At 73.7% G+C, this 24,783-nt stretch carries 34 protein-coding genes; 32 read left to right on the forward strand and 2 right to left on the reverse strand.

Translation table 11 applies throughout. From position 1 onward, the window contains the following. Positions 1 to 1,155: a helix-turn-helix domain-containing protein gene (locus tag HS99_RS04115; RefSeq protein WP_030557362.1), complete on the reverse strand. Its 1,155-nt coding sequence runs from the start codon at positions 1,153 to 1,155 to the stop codon at positions 1 to 3. A gap of 455 nt (positions 1,156 to 1,610) precedes the next feature. Between HS99_RS04115 and HS99_RS04120 the strand changes: the two genes are divergently transcribed. The 13 genes from HS99_RS04120 to HS99_RS45745 all read left to right on the forward strand — a co-directional run bounded on the left by HS99_RS04120 (position 1,611) and on the right by HS99_RS45745 (position 13,654). Next, positions 1,611 to 2,468 carry a hypothetical protein gene (locus HS99_RS04120; RefSeq protein WP_050366146.1) on the forward strand — a complete coding sequence of 286 codons (858 nt, stop codon included), beginning with the start codon at positions 1,611 to 1,613 and terminating at the stop codon, positions 2,466 to 2,468. 125 nt (positions 2,469 to 2,593) lie between these two features. Next, on the forward strand, positions 2,594 to 3,019 hold the full coding sequence (locus tag HS99_RS04125) for a hypothetical protein (RefSeq protein WP_030557365.1): 426 nt from the start codon (positions 2,594 to 2,596) through the stop codon (positions 3,017 to 3,019). A 335-nt stretch (positions 3,020 to 3,354) separates the two neighbouring features. Continuing rightward, positions 3,355 to 3,852: an ATP-binding protein gene (locus HS99_RS04130; protein ID WP_030557366.1), complete on the forward strand. Its 498-nt coding sequence runs from the start codon at positions 3,355 to 3,357 to the stop codon at positions 3,850 to 3,852. A gap of 89 nt (positions 3,853 to 3,941) precedes the next feature. Beyond that, positions 3,942 to 4,397, forward strand: a complete 456-nt coding sequence (locus HS99_RS04135) for a hypothetical protein (protein WP_030557368.1) — start codon at positions 3,942 to 3,944, stop codon at positions 4,395 to 4,397. Positions 4,398 to 4,427: 30 nt separating this feature from the next. Next, complete coding sequence (locus HS99_RS04140) at positions 4,428 to 4,700, forward strand: WhiB family transcriptional regulator (protein ID WP_030557369.1); 273 nt, start codon at positions 4,428 to 4,430, stop codon at positions 4,698 to 4,700. Between the two features lie 100 nt (positions 4,701 to 4,800). Then, positions 4,801 to 5,391, forward strand: coding sequence for a hypothetical protein (locus HS99_RS04145; protein WP_141763656.1), 591 nt, complete (start codon positions 4,801 to 4,803; stop codon positions 5,389 to 5,391). A 35-nt stretch (positions 5,392 to 5,426) separates the two neighbouring features. Further along, positions 5,427 to 7,496, forward strand: a complete 2,070-nt coding sequence (locus tag HS99_RS04150; protein WP_043481444.1) for a coiled-coil domain-containing protein — start codon at positions 5,427 to 5,429, stop codon at positions 7,494 to 7,496. Between the two features lie 226 nt (positions 7,497 to 7,722). Further along, the gene (locus HS99_RS04155; RefSeq protein ID WP_141763657.1) at positions 7,723 to 8,238 is read left to right on the forward strand and encodes a hypothetical protein; all 516 of its coding nucleotides are present in this window, start codon (positions 7,723 to 7,725) and stop codon (positions 8,236 to 8,238) included. 1 nt (position 8,239) lies between these two features. After that, a complete protein-coding gene (locus tag HS99_RS04160) occupies positions 8,240 to 8,422 on the forward strand; it encodes a hypothetical protein (RefSeq protein ID WP_030557373.1) in 183 nt (60 codons plus the stop codon). 144 nt (positions 8,423 to 8,566) lie between these two features. Then, the gene (locus HS99_RS04165; RefSeq protein WP_030557375.1) at positions 8,567 to 10,726 is read left to right on the forward strand and encodes a hypothetical protein; all 2,160 of its coding nucleotides are present in this window, start codon (positions 8,567 to 8,569) and stop codon (positions 10,724 to 10,726) included. 14 nt (positions 10,727 to 10,740) lie between these two features. Then, the gene (locus HS99_RS04170) at positions 10,741 to 11,244 is read left to right on the forward strand and encodes a hypothetical protein (protein WP_050366145.1); all 504 of its coding nucleotides are present in this window, start codon (positions 10,741 to 10,743) and stop codon (positions 11,242 to 11,244) included. 110 nt (positions 11,245 to 11,354) lie between these two features. Next, positions 11,355 to 12,194, forward strand: coding sequence for a hypothetical protein (locus HS99_RS47645; RefSeq protein ID WP_030557378.1), 840 nt, complete (start codon positions 11,355 to 11,357; stop codon positions 12,192 to 12,194). Continuing rightward, a complete protein-coding gene (locus tag HS99_RS45745) occupies positions 12,191 to 13,654 on the forward strand; it encodes an ATP-binding protein (protein ID WP_030557379.1) in 1,464 nt (487 codons plus the stop codon). The genes HS99_RS47645 and HS99_RS45745 overlap by 4 nt, the downstream gene beginning before the upstream one ends. A 19-nt stretch (positions 13,655 to 13,673) precedes the next feature. On the opposite strand, the gene HS99_RS04185 is transcribed toward HS99_RS45745, so the two are convergent. Beyond that, positions 13,674 to 13,901 (reverse strand): hypothetical protein, encoded by a 228-nt coding sequence (locus tag HS99_RS04185; RefSeq protein WP_141763658.1) that lies wholly within the window; start codon positions 13,899 to 13,901, stop codon positions 13,674 to 13,676. Positions 13,902 to 14,015: 114 nt separating this feature from the next. On the opposite strand from HS99_RS04185, the gene HS99_RS04190 reads away from it, so the two are divergent. The 19 genes from HS99_RS04190 to HS99_RS04275 all read left to right on the forward strand — a co-directional run bounded on the left by HS99_RS04190 (position 14,016) and on the right by HS99_RS04275 (position 24,770). Beyond that, positions 14,016 to 14,210 (forward strand): hypothetical protein, encoded by a 195-nt coding sequence (locus tag HS99_RS04190; protein ID WP_030557381.1) that lies wholly within the window; start codon positions 14,016 to 14,018, stop codon positions 14,208 to 14,210. 44 nt (positions 14,211 to 14,254) lie between these two features. Beyond that, positions 14,255 to 14,623: a hypothetical protein gene (locus HS99_RS04195; protein ID WP_030557382.1), complete on the forward strand. Its 369-nt coding sequence runs from the start codon at positions 14,255 to 14,257 to the stop codon at positions 14,621 to 14,623. 115 nt (positions 14,624 to 14,738) lie between these two features. Continuing rightward, the gene (locus HS99_RS04200; RefSeq protein WP_030557383.1) at positions 14,739 to 15,386 is read left to right on the forward strand and encodes a hypothetical protein; all 648 of its coding nucleotides are present in this window, start codon (positions 14,739 to 14,741) and stop codon (positions 15,384 to 15,386) included. Positions 15,387 to 15,514: 128 nt separating this feature from the next. Beyond that, a complete protein-coding gene (locus tag HS99_RS04205) occupies positions 15,515 to 15,904 on the forward strand; it encodes a hypothetical protein (protein WP_046386822.1) in 390 nt (129 codons plus the stop codon). Positions 15,905 to 16,066: 162 nt separating this feature from the next. After that, positions 16,067 to 16,828 carry a hypothetical protein gene (locus HS99_RS04210; RefSeq protein ID WP_050366144.1) on the forward strand — a complete coding sequence of 254 codons (762 nt, stop codon included), beginning with the start codon at positions 16,067 to 16,069 and terminating at the stop codon, positions 16,826 to 16,828. Positions 16,829 to 16,924: 96 nt separating this feature from the next. Continuing rightward, positions 16,925 to 17,164 carry a hypothetical protein gene (locus HS99_RS04215; RefSeq protein ID WP_030557387.1) on the forward strand — a complete coding sequence of 80 codons (240 nt, stop codon included), beginning with the start codon at positions 16,925 to 16,927 and terminating at the stop codon, positions 17,162 to 17,164. Between the two features lie 125 nt (positions 17,165 to 17,289). Beyond that, positions 17,290 to 17,625, forward strand: coding sequence for a hypothetical protein (locus tag HS99_RS04220; RefSeq protein ID WP_141763659.1), 336 nt, complete (start codon positions 17,290 to 17,292; stop codon positions 17,623 to 17,625). A 75-nt stretch (positions 17,626 to 17,700) separates the two neighbouring features. Then, on the forward strand, positions 17,701 to 17,868 hold the full coding sequence (locus tag HS99_RS44585; RefSeq protein WP_157881888.1) for a hypothetical protein: 168 nt from the start codon (positions 17,701 to 17,703) through the stop codon (positions 17,866 to 17,868). Positions 17,869 to 18,119: 251 nt separating this feature from the next. Beyond that, positions 18,120 to 18,533 (forward strand): hypothetical protein, encoded by a 414-nt coding sequence (locus HS99_RS04225; RefSeq protein WP_030557390.1) that lies wholly within the window; start codon positions 18,120 to 18,122, stop codon positions 18,531 to 18,533. 124 nt (positions 18,534 to 18,657) lie between these two features. Next, positions 18,658 to 19,146 (forward strand): hypothetical protein, encoded by a 489-nt coding sequence (locus tag HS99_RS04230; RefSeq protein ID WP_030557392.1) that lies wholly within the window; start codon positions 18,658 to 18,660, stop codon positions 19,144 to 19,146. Positions 19,147 to 19,179: 33 nt separating this feature from the next. Then, a complete protein-coding gene (locus HS99_RS04235; protein ID WP_050366270.1) occupies positions 19,180 to 19,680 on the forward strand; it encodes an AAA family ATPase in 501 nt (166 codons plus the stop codon). 35 nt (positions 19,681 to 19,715) lie between these two features. Further along, positions 19,716 to 20,027 (forward strand): hypothetical protein, encoded by a 312-nt coding sequence (locus HS99_RS04240; protein ID WP_030557395.1) that lies wholly within the window; start codon positions 19,716 to 19,718, stop codon positions 20,025 to 20,027. 137 nt (positions 20,028 to 20,164) lie between these two features. Further along, entirely contained in the window at positions 20,165 to 20,878 is a 714-nt protein-coding gene (locus HS99_RS43100) for a RapZ C-terminal domain-containing protein (protein WP_063737774.1), read from the forward strand. Next, positions 20,875 to 21,588, forward strand: a complete 714-nt coding sequence (locus HS99_RS04250; RefSeq protein ID WP_030557398.1) for a hypothetical protein — start codon at positions 20,875 to 20,877, stop codon at positions 21,586 to 21,588. Before HS99_RS43100 ends, HS99_RS04250 begins: the two co-directional genes overlap by 4 nt. 413 nt (positions 21,589 to 22,001) lie before the next feature. Then, positions 22,002 to 22,217: a hypothetical protein gene (locus HS99_RS04255; RefSeq protein ID WP_030557399.1), complete on the forward strand. Its 216-nt coding sequence runs from the start codon at positions 22,002 to 22,004 to the stop codon at positions 22,215 to 22,217. Next, positions 22,214 to 22,624: a hypothetical protein gene (locus HS99_RS04260; protein ID WP_030557401.1), complete on the forward strand. Its 411-nt coding sequence runs from the start codon at positions 22,214 to 22,216 to the stop codon at positions 22,622 to 22,624. Before HS99_RS04255 ends, HS99_RS04260 begins: the two co-directional genes overlap by 4 nt. Before the next feature lie 4 nt (positions 22,625 to 22,628). After that, positions 22,629 to 23,510 (forward strand): Lsr2 family DNA-binding protein, encoded by an 882-nt coding sequence (locus HS99_RS04265; protein WP_063737775.1) that lies wholly within the window; start codon positions 22,629 to 22,631, stop codon positions 23,508 to 23,510. A gap of 2 nt (positions 23,511 to 23,512) precedes the next feature. Continuing rightward, on the forward strand, positions 23,513 to 24,037 hold the full coding sequence (locus HS99_RS04270; protein WP_063737776.1) for a polysaccharide deacetylase family protein: 525 nt from the start codon (positions 23,513 to 23,515) through the stop codon (positions 24,035 to 24,037). 64 nt (positions 24,038 to 24,101) lie between these two features. Continuing rightward, on the forward strand, positions 24,102 to 24,770 hold the full coding sequence (locus tag HS99_RS04275; RefSeq protein ID WP_078938602.1) for a GGDEF domain-containing protein: 669 nt from the start codon (positions 24,102 to 24,104) through the stop codon (positions 24,768 to 24,770). Positions 24,771 to 24,783: the final 13 nt, after the last annotated feature.

Genomic DNA, 24,783 nt, shown 5'->3' on the forward strand with positions numbered 1-24,783 from the left:
TCACACACGACTGTCTCGGAGGGCCTCCTGGGCGTCGCGGAGGCGGTCGGGCAGATCGCTCGTGCTCAAGACCGCCTCTCGCATGGCCCGGTGCTGTGCGGTTTCGGCCGGGCGGGACGCTCGAAGCCGAGAGTACGCGCCCCTTAGGTAGCGCCAGCCGTACTCCTCGGGCATGACCGGATCCTCTCCGTCCTCGATGGAGTCGAGGACCTGAGAGGAGAGCGCCCACAGGCCCTGGACGTCAACCTCCAGCGCGACGATCTCGCGGACCGTCAGGGCACGTTCGTCAGGCTGAGGGTGGTAGGTGACGCCGGACCAGCCGGCGAGGCCCGGCGATGAGCCGCCGTGGAAGGCCACGACGTCGGGGTGGGTCCAGGCCGTGGTGAACTTCTCCGTCTCCACATGGGGTCCGATAGGTTCGACGGCTTCAGGATTCTGCCGGTTGACCAGCACGGAAGGAGTCGTGAGGAGGTGCAGTGCCGTCGGCAGCGCCGACGACGGCCAGCTCTGTTCACGGAGCTCGTAGACCGACAGGACGTACTGCGGATCCTCGATCTTGGGCTGGCCGGGGACCGCGGCTTCCAGGAGAGCGTTGAGGCCGGCGCCAACCCACGCTCGATCCGTCGGGTAGGTGCGGTAGCGCCAGAGAGCGAGCTCGGTGATGCTCTCGAGCGTCAGCTCCTCCGCCAGGTGCACCACGGCCACGCCGCACGCCAGCAGGTGCGCGGTCGCGGAGCCCCCTGCCGGGTGCTCCAGTGGCAGCACTCGCTGCTCCAGCCCTCCGGGGCCTTCCGGATGAGGGAGAGCCTTCTCGAACACGGGTCGGAGCCGCGATCCCACGTAGGCCGGGATGAACTTGTGTGAGACCACTACGAAAGGTCCGGCCTGCTGCCCAGGCTCCGGGGCGGTGCCCGCTGGCTGGCGGGCCAGCTGGCTGTAGAAGGTCTCGCGCTGCTCGTCGGACGCCAGGTCCAGCGTCCGACTCAGCACCTCCTGCATCTCATCGTTGCAGGTGAGGCTTTCCCCGTGCTTCCGCCATTTGGTGACGGTGCGTGGGTCCACGCCCAGCTTCCTCGCGAACTCGCGGATCGAAAGCCCGAGCGTCTCCTGGAGTAGCCGCGCCTTCTGGCCAGTCCACCGGATCGCCGTGTCCACGGCCGCCTCCCCGTCTGTTCCCGCTGGTGTGGGCCTTGCCCGGTTCCACAGCAGTGCCACGCGGAAGGCTCGCGCCCACCCATGGTGCTGTGGATCCTGATTGACGAACAGTCACGGGTGAAGCACCCACGGCCATCGCTGAAGCAATTTCACTAGCGAAGGCCTTGACGGTCAAGCCCCAAACCTGTTCACTAGTGAAATCAGGAGGCCGCCTAGCGGCTCTCCAAGGCCCCCGAAATGGCTCCCTTACAGGGCTTATTCGGCGTGCCCAACCGCAGGTAGTCGCCGCCCACAGTCCGGGTGCCGGGTAGCTCCACCAAACCCATGCGGCTGCCACGCAGCAGCGCTGATGCGCTGTCCGCTCTCCAGGGCGCCGGGAGTTCCGGTCGGCCTGGCGGGCGGAGAGAGCACCGCAACGCGGCCCTCACCTTCTCCGTACAGACGAGGAGCACCTGATGACCACCTCGATCGCGATCCCCACGGCCCGGGAGCGCAAGCGCCGGACCCGCACGACCAACGTCTCCTCCCAGCCGGCGCTCCGGGTGTCGAAGCTCCCCATCGCCTTGGTCCAGCTCACCCACCGCGCCGAGGTCCTGGCCTGCCCAGCCTGCCAGACCTGGTGCCCCCTGACCCTGAACAAGGGCACCAAGGAGTGGAAGATCGCCCCGCACCACACCGAGCGCGCCGGCACCCCCGGTGCCCGCCGCTGCAGCAACTCCAACCGGCTGGTCATCATCGACATCCCCTCGCTGGTCCGCTGGCAGGAGAAGCGGGTCGAGGCCAGCGCCGACGCCGCCGCCCGCCGGCCGACCAAGGTCCTGCGCAAGGTGAAAGCCCCGCTGCCCAAGGCGATCCACCAGCTCACCCCGGCCGCGCCCACCGCCGACACCGCCCGCCGCACCTACGAGACGCACCGCACCCGGTGCGCGGCCTGCACCACCAGCAAGAAGGACGGCAGGCTTCGCGTCGTGCACTGCGCTGACGGCGAGCGCCTGGCCGTCACCTACCTCGAGCTGCTGCGTCAGGAGCCGGAACGCCGCGCCGCCCAGGCCCGGGCCGAGGAAGAGCAGCAGCTTGCCGAGCGCCGCCAGGCGAAGGAGCAGGTCAAGCAGCGCGCCGCCGAGTGGCCGGACGCGCGGGTGGACTTCCTGCTCGCGAAGCGCCGCCGGGCCCAGCACATCACCGGCCGTCTCGTCGAGCCGATCAAGGGCGCAGCGGTGCCGGTCGGAGCCCGCCCGATCGGCGCGGTGCGCAGCGCGGAGGACGTGCTGGCCGAGAACCCCATCCGGAAGCGCCAGCAGCTCTCCACCTGACCAGCACCACGCCGGGCTCAGCCCGGTTCAACTGAACAGCACTCCATCAGCCCGCGGCGGCCCGGAATCTCCGGGTCGCCGCTTCGCATAGCCGTACAACCGACACCCGTACCGAGGAGACCGCGATGCCCGAAACGACCGCCACCATGCTGCTCACCGACGCCTACACCTGGTACTCGACCGGCCTGCGGGACCTCGTGCGGGAGCTGCTGGACGAGGCCGGCCTGGACATCAACGAGGACACGGTCGACGACTTGTGCGGCGAGCTGTGGCTGCACGCGGCGGAGTTCACCGCGACCCGCTGTCTCTCCTTCACCGAGGTTCTGGATCTCCTGGATTGGAGCGCCGACGTCCTGGTGAACCGCCTGCGCAACCAGCCGGCGCCCATCCTCGCGGGCCGGCTCGGCACCGCCGCGGACCCGGCCGACGTCGCCGAGGTCGTCACCAACGCGGTCGGCGAAACCGACTACCGGCCGGCCGCTCGCCCGCAGCGTCCCGCCACCACCAGCTTCGCCTTCGCACACCTAACCGCGCTGCGCTCTGCCGCCTGAACAGAGCTCTTCTCCTGCGACGCTGCCCGTCGCCTCCGCCCCGGCCTGCCGGTGCGGGGACGGCGGGGGGACGGCAGGAGCTGCCCTCAAAAAGCGACGGCCCCGGGATTGCCCTCCCGAGGCCGTCAACGTCGCGCCTAAGTAGGAGGCAACGACTGTGCTGCACAACATCATTGCACGCCCCGCCCTCAACCTCGCCCCGGGTGACAGCGACCCGGACATGGACGAGGCCCTGCGCCGCGTCCGCGGTGGCCGGTGATGACGGCCCGCAGCTTCGCCGGCGGCACGCCGGTGACCAAGCCCAGTACGCCGGCCAAGCCGAAGGGCGGCAAGCGATGACCACCACCACCTACGGCACCGGCACCGTGCCCGGCCTGACCGCCCAGGAGCCGATCCTGCCCGCCCCGCGCCCCGGCCTGTACCTGGTCCCCCGCCTCGGCGGGATCACCGCGCACCTGACGGCCGACCAGGACACCGTGCAGACCGTGCGGGCCCTGGCGCTGACCGTCCTGGTCGCCCACGGCGTCGACCTGGAGACCGCCGAGTCCGCGCAACTGGTCCTGTCCGAGCTGATCGGCAACGCGGTGCGCGCCTGCGGGGACCACGTCCCGCTGGTCGTGGAGATCTACCGCTCCCGAGGAGTGGACGCGGTCGTCACCGTCCACGACCCGCTCGCCGGCGCCGGCCCCCGCCGCACCGACACCACCCCCGACAGCGACGAGGCGGAGTCCGGCCGCGGCCTGCTCCTCCTCGACATCCTCGCCCCCGGCTGGACCGTCACGCCCTCGCCCATCGGCAAGGCGATCCGCTGCCGCATCCCCGCGGCCGGCTGACCAACCACCCCTCCCCACGCTCCCGCTGCGCCCCGGACCCCGGCCCGGGGCGCAGCGGGAGCTCCTGAACTTCCCGGCCGGAGGCCACCATGAAGCAGCGTTCCCGCATCTCCACTGACGCCCGCCGTGCGTACTACTGCGCGGACAGCACCCGCCGCTGGATCGCCCGGTGCATCGGCCCGCGCCGCGTCGGCGGCATCTACCGCGGCCCCTACGCCGGCGACGCCCCCTACGAGGTCTTGGCGATCGACCCGGGCCCGCGCGAGGGCTGGCCGACCTGGCAGATCACCGTGCGCACCGTCGGTGAGGACCGGATCCGCCGGCACTGCACCGCCTGGGACCACGAGCGCGACGTCGTCATCAAGCAGCCCGAGGACGAGAACTTCGCCCAGGCCTGGGCGGCCTGGCAGCTGACCCACGACCCCGACCCGTGGACGCCGCGCGAGGCGGACAGCCCGGATTGGCAGCACGTCCTGGACGAGATCGCCCACCCGGTGAGCACCGCCGCGTTCCAGAAGCTCGCCCACACCGCCCGCATCAGCTGACCGAGAGGAGCCCGCACCATGAGCAAGATCATGCTCACGACCGCCGCCGAGACCGACTGGCGGAGGCGCGCTGTCTGCGCCGAGGAGGACCCGGAGCTGTTCTTCCCGATCGGCAACACCGGCCCGGCCCTGCTGCAGATCGAGGAAGCCCGGTCCGTCTGCCGTCGATGCCCGGTGATGGAGGAGTGCCTGACCTGGGCGCTGACGGCCGGTGAGGACGCCGGCGTCTGGGGCGGGATGTCGGAGGACGAGCGGCGGGCGATGAAGCGCCGCGCCGCCCGCAACCGCGCCCGCACCGCCTGACCCTCGCAGCGGTTGCTGTCGTTCGCCCCCGCCCCGGACGCCAGCGCGGGGGCGTTCGACGGTGCCCGACGCACCGCCCCGATAAGAGAGGACACCTTCGATGGCGCTTCCTACCTGGATGCTCACCCACACCGACACCTTGAAGCCGGTGCCACTGGCCGCGCTTGGCCAGCTCTTGGTCTGGCTGGACAGCACGGAGAACAGGGTGGACTGGAAGGCCGCCCGCCTGGCCCGCGAGATGGACCTGATCGAGGCCGAGCGCGCGCTGGAGGAGGCGCAGTACGGGCGGGAGAAGGCCCCCGCCGAGCGCGTCGTCCAGCTGCGCGAGCGCGTGGCCGACGCGCGCGGCCGCGCTGGCCTGGCCGCGCTGGTTGAAGAGCTTGCCGAGCGGACCCGGCTGCGGATCGCCGCGACCGCCAACCACCTGGGCACCGACGCCGACGACAGCGTGCTGCGGGCGCTGGCCGTCGACCTCAACCTCGGCATCCGCAACCTGATCGACGCCTTGGCCGGCACCGAGCACGTCCACCACCCGGCCGAGGCGCACCGCAACGCGGCCGCGGCCCTGGCCGAGCTGACCTCCGCGCGCCGGGCGGTCGAGGCCACCGGCGCTGCCCGTGACCTGCGTCGCTGGGCCGAGGCGGTGAAGCTCGCGCTCGACGTGACCAGGCTGACCGCCATCCCGGCCTGACCGATCCCCATCACGCGCAGTTGAGAGGAGCCCCTGTGGCGACCCGACGCACCCCGGCCCGACGCTCGGCGGGGACGAAGACCACCACCACGATGACCACCGCCGCGCCGGAGGCTGTTCCGGCGCCCCGTGAGCCCGAGCTCGACCAGGCCGCCGCTTCGACCCTTGTGGAAGCGGCTCAGGCCGAGGCCGAGCAGCTGCGTGCCACCGCGCAGGCCGAGGCCGAGCAGCTGCTCGAGGCGGCCCGCCAGCGGGTGGCCGACGCCGAGCAGCACGCCGAGCAGATCCAGGCGCAGGCCGACGCCGTCCTGGCCGGCGCCGAGCAGCAGGCCGCCGAGCGGAGCGCCGAGCTGGAGGAGCGGTTGCAGGCGGCGCGCGACGAGCTCGCCGACGCGGTCAAGCAGCGCACCGCCACCGAGCAGTCGGTTGCCCGGTTGCAGCGGCTGACGGAGCAGCAGCTCCAGGGCGCCGAGCAGACGGTGGCCCGGGCCCGGGCGATCGCCGAGGCCGACCTGGCCGCCGCTGAGCAGACGGTGGCCCACCGTCGCGAGGTCGCCGCCAAGCTCCACGGCGAGGCGCAGGCGGAGGCCGGCCGGATCGTGGCCGCCGGCCGTGAGCGGGCCCAGCAGCTCATCGCCGAGGCCGAGCTGGCCAAGAAGCAGGCCGAGGCGGAGGCCGCGGCGAGCACCGCGCACGCCGAGCAGCTGGTCGCCGACGCCAGGCAGCGCGCCGAGGAGCTGGTCGCCGCCGCCGAGCAGGACGCCACCGCCCGGCGCGAGTTGGCGGCGAAGGCCCGTGAGGAGGGCCGGGCCGACGCGGAGGCGTTGCGCGAGCAGGCCCGCGCGCAGGTCGAGGCCGCCGCGGAGGAGGCGGCGCAGCTGCTGGACGAGGCGCGGGAGCGGGCGGACGGGATCGCGGCGCAGGCCGAGGTGGAGGCCGACCAGCTCCGCCAGGAGGCGGCCGAGCTGCTGGCCGGCGCTGAGGCGCAGGCCACGGACGCGGTTGCCGAGGTGCGGGCGATGGCGGAGGCGAAGGCCTCCGGCGAGATCGCCAAGGCGGAGACCGAGGCCGCCCAGCTCCTGGTCGCCGCCAAGGACGAGGCCTTCCAGCTGGTGGCCGCTGCCGAGGGGCGGGCCCGCGGGCTCGATCTCGCCAGTGGCCGGCAGCAGGAAGCGGCCGAGCAGCGGCTGGCGGCGATCCGTCGGGAGGCCGAGCGGGCCGAGGCCCTGGTCGCCAAGGCCCGGGTGCGCCAGAAGTTCGTCGACCTCTGGGGGCCGAGGGTCGCGCTGGGCGCGACGATCGTGCTGACCGCGTCCGGCGAGTTCGCTCTCGCTCGGCTGTCCGGCTGGCCCGCGGGGATCGCGTGGGCGCTGCCCCTGTCGATCGACGTCTACGTCGTCCAGAGCTTCCGCCGTCACCGGGACGTGCTGGGGGCGATCGTGCTGATGGTCGCCGCCAACGCCGTCTACCACCTGGCCAACGCCGGCTTGTTCGGCGTCGATGTCCACGGGCATCCGAAGTGGTGGCTCATTGTGACCGTCGCGGCGATCGCGCCGTGGGTGATGTGGCGCCTGCACCACATCACCCAGGAGGACGAGGACGGCTCCGACGAGGCCGGACCGGACGCCGGTGAGAGTGAGACCGGCGAGGGCGAGGGTGAGATCGACGGGCCGCTGTACGTCGGTCTCACCGATGGCCTCGCCGCCCTCCCCGCCGGTCTCACGGCTGACGTGAACGGAACGCGAGACCGGGTTGAGACCTGGCCCGGCCTTCATGAGACCGAGGCCGGTGAGACCGCCCCGGTGATGAGACTGGTTGAGACCGGCGACGGCGAGCGTGAGACCCGCAGGTCAGAGCGTGAGACCGATGCTGAGACCGGGCCGGGCGCGGCGCTGGTGAAGCGCACCGGTGAGACCCGGCGCCGCTCCGCGACCCAGGAGCTGGAGATCGAGGGCGAGGTCACTGCGCTGCTCAGTCTCATGTACCGCCGGGGCGACAAGGACGCGGTCTCACTGGACGACGCGATGAAGGTCATCGGCAAGTCCCGGGCGACGGCCGGGCGGCGGCTTGAGACCGCCCGGGGCCGCTTCAAGCAGACCGGCTGAGACCGGGCCGGTCCCGCGAACCTGACGGTGCGACGGACGAGCGGCCCGGTCCCCGCCGGATCGTCACTGAGAGCAACACATGTGGTCGGCCGCTCCGGTGGCCACCAGGGCGCGGGATTCGCCCTGGTGGCTTTCCGAAGGTGCCGACGGCACCGAGCACCACCGTAGCGACCCGTGCATCCGGCCGGAGCCCGGGTCGGTCAACTTCCCCTTCCTGGAGGACCCCATGAACCAGCACCACAAGAACGGGTGGACGTCGGAGCACCTGCTCCGGCCGCAGGGCACCAACCTGTACGCCGCCCAGCAGCGAGAGCGGCTGCGGCAGATGGCCAACGAGGTCCAGGCGCTGCTGCACGAGTACAAGTCGGCCCTGGAGAACATCCGATTCGAGGGTGACAAGCCCATGGAGGCGAAGGTCCGCGCATTCCGCGCGACCCGGCCGATGGCCGCCCTGGAAAAGCACCTGCGCGACGCGGTGAACGCGGCCGGAAAGATCGACGCCTCCTACAACCGCTTCTACGTGGAACTCCCGGTCAAGCGCGAGGCCCGCGCGAAGGCGAAGGCGCTCCAGAAGGCCAACAAGGCCGGGACCCAGAACGCGCAGGGAATCCAGGCGGTGAACACGGCGGCGAACCTGCACGGAATTTCCGCCGGGCTCGCCGAGAACCCGAACGGAAACGGTGACGGAACTCCGAAGGACCAGCCTCCGGCGACGTTCCTGGATTTCCTGAAGGAGGCATGAAATGCCGCTCACTCCGGGGCAGCTCGCCCACTGGAATGCGCGGGTCTTGGCGGCCGGAACGAATGCGGAACGGGCGCCGGTCCTGTGGGACCTGGCCCGCGTGGTGGCCGGCAAGGACGAGGCCGCCTGGGCGGACCTGGTGCGCCTGCTCACCCAGTGGACGCAGGCCCGCGCCGGCTCCTGACGACCCTGTCGGCGGGGTGACTCTTCGCGCTCACCGAAACCGCCGCGATGCCGCGATCCGGGGTCTCCACGTGCGCGCACTGTGCGCGCACGCGAGAGACCCCGGATCGGTAACGGACAGTGACGACTGATTGGAGGCGGCCGGATGGCCGACGACACCACCGGGGGGACCGTGCACACCCTCCCCGGACTGAGCCTGCCGGGGGTCGTGGGCGAGGACGGCCCGGGCGACGGGCTGCCCACCCTGGCCCCGCTGACGACCGAATTCGCGCCGCCCGCCTCCCTTTCCGTGGAGGAAGGCCCCGACCTTTCCGGCCGGGAGGAATCCACCGCCAACGGAATGGAGGCCGCCCCGGCCGCCGGGTCCGGCTCCTTCGCCGGGACCGCCGCCATGTCCACCGTGATGATGGCGGGAATCACGGTCGCCGCCCTGCGTGGCGCCTATCACGCCGTCGGCTACCTGAAAGCCCGAGCGGAGCACTTCAAAGCCGTCCGGGACCAGCAGAGCGCCGCCGCCGGAAAGGCGAACACGGAACTCGAAAAGGCCCGCGTATCCGCCCTGGCGGCGCAGCAGAGGGGCCGTTTCCAGTCCGGCCCGGAATTCGGCCGGAACACTCGCAATGGCGGCCCGAATTCCCCCCAGAGTTCGGGCCGGACTAACGGTCCGGTGCCTTCCACGTTCCGCTCCACCGCGCCCACCGGGCCGACCGGTCCGCAGCCGAAGAAGCCCGAGACGGGCCGTGGAGGTGGGCAGGACGGCGGCCCGGGGTCTGGGGGCAACACCGGGCCCGGGCGGGTCCAGGAGGCCCGCAGGGGCGCCCTGGAGGCCTCCGGGCGAAATAGCCGTCTGGAGCGCAATTCCGGGCCCCAAAATGGGCCCCGGAACGGTCCCTTGAACTCCCGTCAGGACCGTCCTGGCCGCCAGCTCGCCGGGTCGGACACGATCCGCGGAGCGACCCGCCAGCGCGCCGCGGACCGGATCCTGAACGGCCCGAAGGACCGGCCGCCCGGCCCCGACCGGAGCAAGCCGGACCGGCAGACCAAGGCCGACCGGCAGACGCGGCCCGAGCGGCCAGCGGCCGGGCCGGACACCGTGCGCGGCGCCGCGCGGCGCCGGGTCGCCGACCGGATCACCACCGGCAGCTGGAAGCCCACCGGTGCCCACAACGGCGGCGGCGCCACCCCGGACACCATCCGCGGCGCGCTGCGCAAGCGGGCGGTCGACCGGATCCTGAACGGCAAGAAGCCCAAGGAAGCGAAGGACGGCACGACGGCCGCGGCGCAGCCGGCCACGCCGAGCACCGAGCTGGCCGTGCGGCCCGGGACGCCCGGCACCGGAAGCGGCCCGGCGGGTGCGGCCGGGACAGCGTCGGCGGCCGGCACTCGCAAGGGTCGCCGCTTCCGGCGGCTGTTCACCCCGGGCGGGGCGCCGGGATCGCGGCCCTGGCGGCTGCGCAGGCCCGGCACCACCGCACCCGGCAGCCCGGAAGACCTTCGGGCCCGAAAGCGCCAGGCGAGCCAGGAACGCAAGGCCCGCAAGAGTCAGGAACGCCAGGAACGCCGGGCGCGGCAGACCCGCGAGCGGGCGGAGCGCACGAACACCCGCCGCTCGCAGAAAGCCCGCCGTACCGGCCGCGCCACCGGCACGGCGACGGGCCAGGCGGCCGGGACGGGGACGGACGGGTTCGGCCCGCCGCCCGGCTGGTTCCACAGCCCGGAGCACAAGGTGCGCCGCTACGACCGGCCCGACCCCGACAAGGCCGCCCCCGCCATCGGCCGCGGCCAGGCCGCCCTGCCCCGCGCCCCGTACAGCAACCCGCACACCCGGCCGGGCACGACCCGCCCCAACCCGATGCCCCCGGCATCACCGACTGGAGGACGACCCGTGACCATCCCCGCGCCCAGAGCGGCGGCCGGAGCCCAGTACGCCGGCGACTCGGATCTGACGATCTACGACGTCATCGAGGCGGATGCCGACATGGCGGAGGAGATCCTCGCGGGCGCCGACGACGCGCGCGAGGCGGCGGAGGGCTGCGAGAAGCTGCTCGGCCGCCTGGAGGCCCTGCACGCCAAAGTCCTGGCCCTGAAGGTGCCCGGCGTCCTGGAGGGCCTGGTCGCCTCCCTCATCGAGAAGGCCGAGGAGGTCAAGGCGAAGGCCGACGCGGTCGCCGAGAAGATCCCGGCCGCCGCCGAGGCCATCGCCGTGGCCGGGACCAACGCGGCCCGCCGCGACCAGCAGGTCGCCGACACCACCCGCGACATGGGCCACGCCGCACCCGCCGAGCGCGACTACCACCAGAAGTAAGGAGGACCCGCCTGATGTCCGACACCGACCTCGCGCCGGTCACCAGCCACGCGCCGGCCGCCGTCCACGACGCCCCCACCGACCGGCCCCCCGGCGGCGAGGTCGCCTCCACCGGCGGGGCGCTCGCCGCCGCCGGCGAGATGATCCACGACGCCGTCAGCTACGGCGTCGTCATCACCCAGCTCGCCATCGCCGCGGCGCGCCTGGCCCACCTGTCCGAGAAGGTCACCGGCACCTACGAGTACGTCGAGAGCTGCGCGACGTCGGTACAGCGCCTCGCCGACCAGGCCGCCGGGATGAACGTCGACCGGGACACCGTCGGCGAACACCGCGACGCCGCCGCGGTCATGCTCTCCGTCCTGGAGGAAGCCGAGGCCATGGCCACCGCCACCGCCGAGCTCTCCACCCTCTTCCAACAGACGGCGGATGCGCACGAGGCCGACTACGGGCCGGTCGACGACGCGATCGCCAACAAGGAAGGCGACATGGCCGACCGCGAGTTCTACGCCAACCGCTGACCCCCTCGGGGCGGCCGGTGCCGCCCCGCCAGGCCGGTGCCGGCCGCCCCTTCGCACCCCCGAATCCCCGCCGCTTCCCCGGCGGCACCCGCGAAGGAGCACCCCCGTTGATGTCCCTCGGCCCGCTGCGCGGGCGCATCGCCGTCGCCCGCGGCTACGTCGGCCGCACCGCCACCCTCGCCGGCACTGCAGGCCTTGCGGTCGGCGCCCTCACCACCGACACCCTCCCCTTCGCCGTCACACTCGCCGGCGCCGGAGCCGCCACCGCCTGGGGCCTGGCATGGTCCGCGACCCTGCCCGCAGGCCGCGTCCGCGACGCCGCCACCGCCCTCTACCTCGCCTCCCCCGTCAGCGCCGCCGGCCTGCTCGTCACCGAGCACCTGGTCCACGCCAGCCCCACCTGGTGGGAGTTCGCGCTGGACGCGCTCTGGGCGGTCGCCACCTGGAAGGTCCGCCCGGCCCGCATGGCCCGCGTCCTGGCCGGCCGCGAACGCTCCCTCACCCCGCAGGCCGTCCAGCAGGTCCAGGAGCAGCAGGCCGCCGACCTCGCGGTGGCCGGCTCCAACCACCCGATGTCCCTGTGGTGGGCGCAGCGGGTCGCCGTCGAGGGCGGTGTCGCCCCCGGCACCGTCCTGACCGACGTGGAGCGCACCGGCGAGAAGTCCATGACCGCGCTGATCCGCGCCGCAGCCCCCGGCACGCCGGTGCCCACGATCTCCATCACCGCCCTCTCGGCGCTCCTGGACTGGGACGAGGAGGAGATCACCGTCACCAAGGTCAAGGGCCACGGCGCCAGCATCCGGCGCCTGTACGTCGGCATCGCGCCGCAGCAGGTCATCGACCCCTACACCAACTGGGTCCAGAACATCGCCCCCAAGGGCATGCCCGGCACCCAGATCACCGAGATCCGCAAGGTCCCCGTCACCAACCTCACCAAGGAACTCCCGTGAGCGGCACCATCTACGAACTGACCGTCCAGGCCCCGCCCGGCGACATCATCACCTGCGACCCGGCCCGCCTGGCCGACGCCATGAACATCGACGACCCCTCCCGGCTGTCGATCGAGATCATGGGCAGCCGGGCCCTGGTCACCATCTACCCCTACGACCCGCTCGCCGACGTCCTCATGCCCGACCCCGACTGCCTGGTCATGGACGTCACCGGCCGGATCTGGATCGGCAGCTACCACAACGGCCGCCCCACCAAGCTGCGCCTGTACGACCCGAAGTCCGGCTCGGCGCAGCGCATGCTGCTCTTCGGCACCACCGGCGCCGGCAAGTCCACCGGCGGGCAGATCATCCTCGCCGCCATGAAGCGCTCCGGCGTCGGCGTGTTCTACGCCGACCTCAAGGGCGGCCAGTCCGCACCCGAGGCCCGCGACAACGTCGACTGGTGCGTCTACACGCAGGAAGGCGCCATCGCCCAGCTGCGCACCTACTGGAACATCATGAAGGAGCGCGAGCGCCGCTACGCCGAGGCCGGGCGCTCCAAGTTCCTGATGAACCGGCCCGATCCGCTGATGTACATGGTGGTGGACGAGGCGAACCGGCTGCTGGAGAAGGGCGCCCCGTACCGGGACGAGGCGACGTTCTACATCAAGGACATCGGCCGCACCGGCCGGAGCCTTGGGATGGGGATCGCGCTGTTCGCCCAGGCCGGCCACCTCGAGGAGCTCGGCGGCTCCGACACCCTGCGCTCCATGCTCAAGGAGGGCGAAGTCATCCTCCTGCGCTGGACGTCGAACCTGATGCGCCAGCTGGTCTCCGACGGCCTGCTGCCCGCCGGGCAGAAGCTCGCCTCCATCCCGAAGTATGCGGGCGCCGCCAAACTGGTCTCCCAGTTCGACACCACGGTGGAGGACGAGGACCGGCCCGGCACCCAGGGCAGCGGCTACCTGCTGTCCGGCCCGTCGCCGACGGCGCGGATGCGGTTCTTCCGCGTCGGCTCCCCGGTGCCGACCGAGGGCCTGGACCCCGAGATGCTCGCCCTGTACGGCGACGGCCCGCACCAGGTACTCGAAGAGGAGTCCTGGGAGGCCGCGGGCGAGGCCTACGTCAAGAAGCTGGACGGCCTGGAGGCCTACCAGCTGGCCTGCCCGGAGAAGGTCGACGACCCCGAAGGCGGCGGCGCAGGCGGCCGGGGACGGGCCGGCAACGGCGGGGGAGGGAACCGGGGAGGCAACGGCGGTGGTCGGGCGCGCAGCGCGCCGGTCCCGGTCATCCCCACCCCGGTGCGCGAGCCGCGGCCGGCCTCCCGCCTCACCCTCGCCGGCCGCGTCCAGGCCGTCCTGGAGAACACCGACGGCGAGGACCTGGACATCCACGAGATCCTCGCGGCCGTCAACGCCGACGGCGGCCGCCAGGTCGGCCTCGGCAGCGTCCGCAATGCCCTGCGGGGCCTGCGCGAGTAAAGGGCGGGACGGCGAGGGCTCAGCAGTAGTCCTCGTCGTCCACCAGGTACACCCGGCCCCACTCGTCGGTGCGGGCCTCGTAGATGAACCCGCCGATCACGACCCCGGCCACGCGGATCTCCAGGCCTGGCTCGTAGTCGTCCGACAGGTGCACCACCCCGTCGTCGTCCGTGTACGCGTCGTAGATCACGTTGTCGTCCGAGACCACCTGCTCGAAGACGAACCCCTCACGCCGGATGAACCCCACGCCGTGCACCCTCTCTCCCGCTCCACCGTCTGCCGGCCACCTGCCTGACGCACCGTCGGCCCGCCCGGCAGCCCTTCACCCGCACCCGTTCCCACACGCCGCCAGGAGCCAACCGTGATCGTCACCGCCTCCCTCACCGCCGTGCTCGGCATCGTCGTCGTCGTTCTCTACCGGTTCGGCCGGCTGCGGATCCTGCCCAGCCTGACCGTCGGCGCCTTCGGCTTCAGCCTCGCCACCACCGGCGCCGCCCCGACGATCCAGGCCTTTCTCGGCGGCGCGGTCCACCTCCTCGCCAGCATCCGCTTCTGACCACCCGCCAACCGCCCCCGCACCGACCGGGAAGGACCCCGCCCATGGACACCCGCCGCACACCCGCCGCCCCGCTCGGGCCCGTCGACCTGCTCCTCGCCGAGGCCGCCCACGACCCGCGCATGCGACCCCGCCCCTTCAACAACACCGCCGAGGAGACCGTCCGGGCGCTCACCGCCCTGCGGGAGGCGATGCAGCTGCGCCACCGCAGGGCACTGCCCGCCGCGCCCCGCCGGCCGCAGCTGCAGCCCGGCCCGCCCCACACCATCGTCATGGTCGACGAGGCCGAGCTCCTGATCGGCCAGGTGCGCAGCGGCAAGCAGTCCCCCGAAGCAGCCCGCCTGATCCGGGAGATCCTCGCCGCCGGCCCCACCCGCCGCATCAACGGCGACCGCCGCCTCCCCAAGCAGTAACCGCTCCCGGCCTCTCCCAGGGCCGCCGGATGCGCCCGCCACCGGCGCGGGCACATCCGGCGGCCCGAGAAGGCGCCGCGGCGCCCCGCCCACCCGCTTCCCCGAAGGAGACCCCGTGCCCGGCACCGACCACACCCCGAACCACGACTCGCAGGTCATCCTCCTGGAGCGCGGCTACGCGCCCACCACCATGAACGGGCAGCTCGTCGCCGTGCCGCTGAACGCGGACTGCGGGGACGCAACCTGCGTGCCCGCGATCGTCGACGGCCAGGCCACCGCCGTGCCCGTCTTCGACGTGAGCGCCCATCTGGAGGCCATGGCGGCCCGCATGGCCGACCACCGCCGGGCCATCGACGCCCTGGGCCCCGCCCCCGTCGCGGCCGCGCCGGCCGTCGACCCGGGCCTGTCGCTGGCGGTGCGCCAGTACGTCCTGTACGGCTCGATCGCCGCCCTCGCGGCCGGTGGCGCGGTGTGGATGCTCGGCGCCGCCGTCGCCGAGGTCGCCCCGCACGCCGGCCAGATCGGTGACCTCCTCAAGTGGGCCGCGCTCCTGGTCGCCCTGGTCGTGCTCGGCGTCTCCGGGCTGCTCGGCAAGCTGCGCTCCGTTGCGGCCGGCACCGGCGCCGGGGCGAGCGCGAACGCCGCCGGCGAGGGCGCCAGCGCGACCGGCACGGTGCTGGCCCTGGTCCACCGCACCCACACCACGACCATCGGCAAGCAGTCCGCCGGCTGGCGCGGCTCCATCAGCAACCACAACGGCTGACCAGCCGGTCCACCGGTCTCGCCCCCGGCCCGCCTGCGCCCGCCCCGCCGAACCGGCGAGGCGGGCGCGGCGCGTCCGGGGACGTCGCCGGCCGACCGGCCGACCCCGCCGTGTGAAGGGAAACCGCCGTGAACCAGCCCTCCGTCCAGCCCGCCCGCACCAAGACCTCCACCCCCGCCACGGGCGACTACGTGCTCTACCGCGACATCGACCGCTACCTCAAGGGCGAGAACGACCACACCCTGATCTGCCGCGTCCTGGGCGACTGGGGCCTGTACGCCCCGGGGAAGCTCAAGCTCCTCGTCCTGGCCAGCGGCGCGGTCATCGACAAGGCCCCCGTCCTGTACACCCGGCCCTTCGACCCGGCCGAGTTCATGCACGACATCGACACCGCCCCGCTCACCGCGCTCGACGACGGCCGGATCATGACCGCCGCCGGTGCGTGGATCGCCGCCCAGCGCACCACCGCGGTGACCGGCACCGACACCCCCGCCCTGCCCGGCGGCGCGCAGGACTGACCGGCCGCCCGGCCTCGTCCCCGGCCCGCCTGCGCCCGCCCCGCCGAATCGGCCGGGCGGGCGCGGTGCGTCCGGGGGCGACGTCGGCCGACCGGCCACACCCCAATCCGATGTGCATCCGCCCCGGCGTCCGCGCCACCAACCCGAGAACAGGACCACGCCATGAACCAGCCCAGCCGGCCCAACCCGTTCGCCCCCTTCGGCCAGGAGCAGCCCGACCCGAAGGCCGGCGACGCCCCCGGCACGCTGCGTGCCGCCGCCGCCCAGCGCGCCCGCAAGCTCACCGCCCCCGGCAGCGTCCTGGACCGGCGCCGCCGTGAAGTCCTCGCCGCGCTGAACGGCGACTGGGACGACGCCCAGCCGTGGATCAAGGCCGTCGTCTACCTGCTCGCCCTCACCGCCGGCGTGCTGCTGCTCGCCGCCGCCGGCGGCATCCTCCTGACCGCGCTCACCGACCTGGTGAACGCGGTTCACCTGCCGACCACCCTGCCCGCCCACAGCACCGGCCTCGTACGGACCGTCACCGACCCCGTTCACCGCTACCTGGCTGCCCGCACGGCTGGCGTCCTGCCCGTCACGGGCACCGCGGCCTACACCCTGTGGAAGGCCACCGGCCTGGCTGCCGCTCTGATCGCGTTCGTCACCAGGGGCGCCACCGCGCGCCTGGCGTGGACCGCCTGGTCGTGCGCCGCCCTCGCGATGGTCTGGGCTGGCACCGACCCCGCCGGGCGCCCGGTCGCCGTCGGCATCACCGCCGCCGCCATCGCCTTCGTCTCCCTGTTCGCCCTGCGCGGGCTGTCCTTCTCGCTGCGCCCGGTCATCTACAACATGCCCCGCAACGAGGTCGCCGCTCCGACCATCAACGTCACCATCCCCGCGCAGCCCGGTCCCGCTCAGGACACCGACCCGGCCCGGGAGCAGTAGCACCACCACGACCCGGGCGGTCCGGCGCGCCCAAGCGTGCCGGGCCGGCCGCCACCACACCCACCCATCCGCCCATCCGAAAGGGGCACCCGCCCGATGGCCTGGTCCATATCCCGTGACACACGACTTGCCGAACTTCGCCAGCTGCACCACGCCCGCTCCGCGACCCTCGCCAACTCGGTGCCTGGCACCTTCGCCCACGACGGCCTGACCAAGGAATGCGACGCGATCTACGCCGAGATCAAACGCCTGGAGGCCTCCAGAGGCATCTCGCCGAAGGCCGTCCTCCTGGCCCTGGCGGTGCTCGCCCTGCTCGTCTACAGCCTCTCCCACTGATCCCGTCCGGGTCATCACGCTGACCACCGGCCCCACCCCGCAGCCCGGCACCCAGCCGGGCCGCAGGGGGCGGGGCCGGTGTGCGGCGCGGCCACCCGGCCGACACCAGCCACCAGGGAGCCACCGTGCCCAAGACCACCACCGCCACCCGGACCTTCGCCAGCCTGGCCCAGCGCCACGGCCGCCACCTCGCCTACATCGCCCGCCAGGACAGCAACCCCACCGTCCCCGCCGACCCGACCAGCATCGACACCACCACGCTGATCGAGCTCGTAAACGACGCCGCCGCCTTCCTCGACCGAGTCCGCCACGACCAGGACGCCGAGACCCTCGAATCCGCCGCACGGCTCCTCACCGAAGCCCACCACGCCGACCAGCCCGCCCTGCTGCGCCGTGCCGCGCGCCACCTGCGCGACAGCTACGACATGGCCTGCGAACTCGGCGACGACCACGACTTCTGACCAGCCGCCCCGGCCGGGACCGCCCGCGCGGTCCCGGCCGCTCCCCTGCCCCGACCAGCTCACCGAGAGGCAACCGTGCCCGACTTCGACGTCAAGGTGATCAACACCGACGACTACCCGCTGATCATCACCGTCGACAAGAACAGCGTCGCCGACGTCCACGGCAGGATCCCGGCCGCCACCGTGGTCGGCATCCTGCGCCACCTCGCCGACCACTTCGAGCAGCAGGCCACCACTGACTGACCGTGGCGGCGGGTGGCCTGCGACCGCGCCGCCCCACCGCGGCCCGAGGAGCCGCCCTCAACCCCCAGGCCGCGCAGGCCGCCCAGGCCCGCGCCGACGAGCTACGCGCCGGACTCGACTGACCGCCGTCCCGGGCCCTGACGCTGCCCACCACCGCGCCCCGCCCCGTGCCCACCAGGCCCGGCGGCGGGGCGCCGTGGTGCGCGGCGCGGCCGCCCGGCCGACATCCGCCACCACCTCCTGGAGATCCCGTGAACCGGCTGCTCCGCTTCCTGCCCGCCCGCCTGATGCGCCGCCTCGGCTACGAGCTCGCCCTGCACGACCCGGCCGCCCTGGCCGCTGCCTTGGAGGCCAACCTCGACGCTGCCCGCGCCGGCCACGATGCCGACCTCCGCGCCGCCCTGCGGAAGATGACCAGCCTGCTCGCGTTCCAGCCCGGGCTGGTCGACCTGCACCAGGAGAGCGCCGACATCGTCGTCTACCTGTGCAGCCTCGCGGCCGCGGCCGAGATCAACCTCGACCTCGGCAACCCGGGCCAGTACGCGCTCTACCGGGAACTGCTCGACGCCCTGCGAACCGCTGAGGACCTGCGCCAGCGCGTGGCGGCCGCCGCCTCCCTCGCCCTGCCCGCCGCCAAGAGCACCCCCGAGCTCCAGCACCTCTGACCTTCGTCCGGGCCCTGACGCTGCCCACCACCGCGTCCCGCCTCCGTGCCCACCAGGCCCGGACGGCGGGGCGCCGTGGTGCGCGGCGCGGCCGCCCGGCCGACACACGAATCCGGAGGCACCCGTGAAGACCACCCCCAACGCTCCCGCCGCCCGCTTCGCCGCCGCCTACGCCCTGCTGCGCGCCGGAGCCGACGTCGGTGACCACCTCGTGCAGAGCGACCACTGCGCCCGTACGAAGGGCGCCACCGACGCGGCACCGGTCACCGGCGACGACGGCACCGTCCACGGCACCGCCGCCGGCCGCAAGGCGTGCGCGGTCCACTGCCTGACCTACTCGGCCACCCAGGCCACCGCCGTCCTCCTCGGCGCCCGCGCGCTCGGTATGCGGCTGCGCCCTGGCCAGGTCGCCGCCGCCCTCGCCATCTCGGGTCTGACGCATTACGCCATCGACCGAAGGGTTCCGGGCGGGCTCCTCCAGCGGTTCGCCGACGCCATCGGCAAGGGCAACTTCTACCGCCTCGCCGACCACGGCATGAACGGCGCGTACTGCATGGACGGCGCCGTCCACCACGCCTTCGAAACCGTGGCCGCCGCCGTCCTCGCCCGCTGACACCCGCCCGCCGACATCTGGAAGGCCAGCCCCATGAAGCACAGCACCGCCCCCGAAGGCGTCCTCGGCCCGATCAAGCCCGGCGACCTGGTCGTGATGGTCGGTTGCTCGGCGAGCGGCAAGTCGAGCCTGCTCGCCGCCGTTCCCGCGCACCAGATCGTCAGCCTGGACCGGCTGCGCGCCGTTGCCTCGGCCCCGGGAGATCAGGACGCAACTGCTGACGCGGTCCTGCTTCAGCACCAGATCCTCGGCATGCGCCTGCGCAGGGCCAGGACGTCGATCGTGGACAACACCTCGGTCGAGCAACTGCACCGCCTCCAGCTGGTGGAGCTGGCGCACCAGTACGGCCGGCGCTGCGTCGCGGCCTGGGTGGACGCGCCACTGCCGACCTGCCTGGCCCGCAACGCCCTGCGCCCGGACCACGAGCGCGTGCCCGAGGACGTCCTGCGCTGGCAGCACGCGATGGCCCGCGCCGCCCGCCTCACGCTGCCCAACGAGGGCTTCGACGAGATCCGGCACCACCGCACCGCCTGACCGACACCAGCGACCAACCCGGAAGGGAATCCCCGATGAGCACCAGCACCACCTGGGCCACCGCCTGGCCCGAGGGCGTCCTCGCCCGCTACCTGACCGTCGGCGGCGCCCACGTCGACCTGACGACCCGCCGGTTCACCACCAACTACACCGCCCAGGGCCGCCCCTACATCAGCGACCGCTGGTACGAGGTCGACGGCTTCACCTGGACCTGCCGGGGCTGCGACACCCGCGGCTCGGTGAACGCCTTCGGCGACCCGTACCTGCCGACCGAGCGGAACAAGGCCCACGAGGACGCCAACGGCCACGCCGCGGCCTGCCGCTCGATGGCCCGCCCCGGCCACTGACGCACCCAAGTTCTCCGGGCCGTGACGCTGCCCGCCACTGCGCCCCGCCCCGCCGACCATCCAGGCCCGGCAGGCGGGGCGCAGTGGCGAGCGGCGCGGCCGCCCGGCCGGACCCCACTCCTTGTGATCGGAGAACCGTGGCACCCGAAACCCACGCCACCCCCGAGTCCTGCGACCACCGACTGCTGCGGCTGGAGCAGGCCGAGTCCCCGCTGATCGCCCAGCTCGCCGCCGCGATCGGCCACCTGCGCACCGCCGGCGAGCACACCGACCCCGACCAGAACCTCGCCCACTACCCCGGCCGCACCGCGCGGGACCTGACGAGCTGGATCGGCGGCAACGTCCAGATGATCACCGAGCTGCTCGTGCCGCTGATCGCCCCGCACACCCGGGTGGAGATCACCAGCTACGGCGTCCTGCACCAGGACCCGCCCCTGGGAGACGCCCTGACGCTTGATCTGACGACCGCGCTGCGCAATCCCCCGGAGGACCCCGAGGTGCGCGAAGTGATGCTCCACTCCAGCGGCTTGGACCAGGTCGTCTACGAGTACGTGCTGGCCACTCCCGGCGCGGTCGAGATCGCCGAGCGCACCGTGCTGCGCGTCCTCGCCCAGGCTGCCGCGCTGCCCGGCCAGCCGGTCGCCCTGCACGTCTACTGCAGGGGCGGAAAGCACCGCAGCGTTGTCCTGGCCCGCAAGGTCGCCGAGTTGCTCCGGGGCGTCGGCGCGGCCGTGGCCGTGACACACCGCCACGTCCACCTGCCGGTCGTCGAGAACGGCCTGGCCGTCGGCACCGGCTCGTCGGCGGAGATCAGCGACGACCCGACCGGCGCCTGGACCGGTGAAGCGTGAAGCGCATCGCACTCCTGACCGCCGCAGCCGGCACCGCGCTGGCCGCCGCCGGGATCACGCTGCACCTTCGGCGCCAGGCCATCCCCGGCCCGGTGCCGGACGAGACCGCGGACCGGTGGGGCGAACTGCCCTGCCCGCCGCTGCGCGAGAGCGTCGGGCACCTGCACGACTGGCTCGCTTCCGGTGACTGGACGGACCCCGCCGACGTTCTCCAGGCCCTCCAGGAGCAGGCCCCGGCCCATCTGCTCGGCGATCTGGTCCGCGACCTGGCCACCGACCTGCGCGCCGCCGGCCATCCCGGGCTCGCCCTCCAGATGGACGAGGCCGAGCAGCTGCTGCGCCGGGCCGCCGACGTCCTGGGCGAGGTCGACTACGGCGACAACGGCTCCCCGTGCCCGGACGAGCCGCACGACGCGAACTGCGCCGGCGGGTGCGGCGGCACCGGTGAAGTCATGGAAGTCATGACCTGGGACGACCAGGGCGACGGGATCTTCGTGCCGGTCCACCAGGAGCCCGTCGACTGCCCCGTCGGCCGCTACCACCACGTCCACGGCGAGGCCTGCGAGTGCGGCGGCAGCGGCTACACCTTCGAGGGCGGCTACCGCCACCGCTGCCTCGCCACCCTGCCGCCGGCGCCCCGCCCGCTGCCGGACGACGACCCCTGGGCCAGCGCCGCGCCGTACCCGAACGCGGACGACTACCCGGGCTGACCACTGCCCCCGCCTACATCACCGCGGCCCGCCTGATCGATTCAGGCGGGCCGCGGCCTTCCCCGGGCACGGCCGCCCCTGCCTCTCACAGCCGACCGGCCACACCCGGGCCCGCCCCTCCGACACGAGACCGAAGGAACAGCTCAGTATGGCGACCGCCGTCCTCACCCACACCCTCCCCTCCCCCGCCCTCAGCCCCGACCAGCGCCGCCAGGCCGCCGCGCACCATCGGCCGCCTCGCCCCCCCGCCCGCACCGCTCCCGCTACGCCTGCGACACCTGCTCGGTGGCCTGGTCCGGGCCCGAGGCCGACTGCTGGTCCTGCGGCCGACCCGCCAGCCAAGCCCGCGACGACTCCTCTCTCCTCCACCGGCTGCTGCTCGCCCCCGTCACCCCCAGGAAGGCAGGACCCCGGTGACCACGCGCCTGCCCGAGGACCTCGACCGGCGCCTGGCCGCCGAACTCGTCCCCCAGTGCCCCGCGCCGGCGCGCCGCAGCACCGCCAAGGTCCTGACCGTCGGCACCGCCGTGATGCCCGACCCGCGCGCGGCCGAGCACCGCGCCGAACTCCTCGCAGCCCTCCGCCACCCCACCACCCCGCCGAGCCCGAAGGAGACCACCGCAGCATGAGCACCGACGACCACGGCCAGGCCGTGCCGCTGGACCTGATCCTCGGCCCGCACCTGGCCGCCACCGTCATCCGCCGCGCCGCCACCGCCCTCCAGCGCGACGACTTCCTGCCCGAGCCGGTCGCGCTGCGCCTGGCGTGCGAGCGGGCCACCGACGGCGACCCGCTCGTCCTGGCCGCGCCCGGCCAGATCTGGGAGCTGCGCGAGGACGTCGACCCCGACGACGCCCCCGCCCGCCGCCTGGCCATCCACCTGCGCCTGACCAGCCCGCCGACCGTCTACGTGTCCGACCCGGACGACCCGACGGGCGACGGCGAGATCGACGAACTGCTCCTGGAGGTCCTTCACCTCTACACCCTGGCGTCCTGGGACATCCGCTTCCTCGTCGCGCCGACCGCGATCGGCTGACGCGATGCCGTCTGACACCGCCAACCCGGCGACCGTCCTGATCGCTGCCGAGAGCATCGACCTTTCCCCCACCGAGCCGCAGCAGGACGCCGACGCCGCCGTACGCACCGCCCGCCACGCCCGCGACGAGGAGGACCTGGTCCTGCTCCTGACCGCGCTCGGCCTGCCCAGCGGCGAAAACGACCTCGCCCGGCTCGCACCGCACCTCGCCACCCAGGCCGGGACCGCCGGCCGTCCCGACCAGACCCACGGAGGTACCCCCGTGTCCGACACCCTCACCACCGTCGAGCAGGCCGACGTCCTGGCGAACCTGGACCCGATGACCCGCGAGGTCGCCCTCTCCATGCGCTACCGGGGCGACAGCCCGCTCAAGATCCTCGCCGCCACCGGCCTGACCGAGGACGAGCTGCAGGCCCTCGCCGCCCGGAACCCTCAGACCGAGACCGGCGACGCGGGCCCGGAGTTCGGCACCGCCGTGGACGAGCTCCTCGCCTGGGGCGCCCAGCACCCGCAGGCCAAGGTCCAGCGAGCGGCCGAGCAGGCCCGCCAGGCGCTGGAGAAGCTCACCGCGCAGCGCGAGGCCGACCAGGCCGTCGCCGCCTACGAGGCCAAGGTCGCCACCCTCAAGGCGCAGCTGGCGAGCGCCGAGCAGGCCCTGCGCGACGCCAAGGCCGGCAAGCCCACCACCTCGGCGCCGAGCACCCGGGCCGGGGCGGCTGCTGGCTCCGCCGAGCTGGCGCAGCCCGCCGACAAAACCGTCCGCAACACGATCCGCGCCTGGGCGAACCTGCACGGGCACCCGGTCGCGGACCGCGGAGTCATCCCCCAGGCGGTGCTGCGCGCCTGGTACGACGCTCACCCCGATACGCTCGCCCAGGCCGGCTGACCATGGCCGCCCGCCGGCACACCGTGCCGGGCCACCTCGTCGGCGCGGGCAGGGTCACCCTGTCCCGCACCGGCGGAGGCGCCGGGCCCGACTGGGGCGCCTACGCCGTGCTCTACACGACCCGGCCCGTGGACGGCGGCAGCGAGGCGGTGATCGGCTACTGCATGCCGGACGACCCGCTGCTCGACCCGGCCTGGGGCCTGCACCGGCAGCAGCCGTACGGCCCGGCCGGCACCGCCCGCCACCCGCTCGGCGACTACGCGGCCGCGTCCGACCCCGCCCGCGGCCGCAGCGAGTCCCCCGCCTCCTACGGCCAGCGCATGGCGCTGTTCCTGCTGCGCATCGCCACCGCAACCCGCCTCGTCCACTCCCCGCGCATCATCGACCTGCCCTGGGCCGCCTGGACGCTCGCCACCGAGCAGCACGTTCACCTCGCCCCGGACCCAGACCACCCCGGCCGGGGCTGGGCCGGCCACCACCAGGTCCGCGTCGGACGGATCCTCACCCTCCAGCCCAAGCAGCCCTGAACCCGTCGGCGGCCCCATCCCGGGCCGCCGGCCCCGCCGCGTTCCGGAAGGGAGCAGCACCGCCATGACCACCGCCACCGCCCTGATCGCCCGCGCCGAGGCCAGCCTCGACCGCTACCAGCACGCCCTGGGCCCCGAAGACACCGACGCCGCCCAGACCCTGCACCGCGACCTGCTCGCCCTCCTTCCCGCCGCCCGGGTGCTGCTCGCCGAACGCGACGACCTCGCCCGGCGCCTGGAGGTTGCCCGCCGCGACCCGCTCACCGGCCTGCCCGCGCGCGCCGCCTTCACCGCCGCCGCCGAGCAGCTGCTCGCCACCGCGAACGCGCCCGCCGTGCTGATGGTGGACCTGGTCGACTTCAAGGCCGTCAACGACACCCACGGCCACGAGGCCGGCGATGCGGTTCTCGCCGTCACCGGCCGACGCCTCGCCGGCTGGGCCGGACCGGGCGCCGTCGTCGGCCGGCTCGGCGGCGACGAGTTCGCCGCCGTCCTCGACACCGACCCCGCAGGCCTGCCCGGACGGATCGCCGCCCTCCGCGGGCTCCTGGAGCAGCCCGCCGACCACCACGGCCGCCAGCTCGCAGTCGGCTCCTCCATCGGCGCCGCCACGCTCACCGACCACCCCACCCGCGACCTCTCCGTCCTCCTCCACGCCGCCGACCTCGCCATGTACGCCGACAAGGGCCGCGGCCGCCGAGGCCGCCGCCGGCACAGCCCGACCGCCGCCTGACCCACGAAAAGGA

It is taken from the genome of Kitasatospora aureofaciens, assembly GCF_001188955.3.
Taxonomy (GTDB): domain Bacteria; phylum Actinomycetota; class Actinomycetes; order Streptomycetales; family Streptomycetaceae; genus Kitasatospora; species Kitasatospora aureofaciens.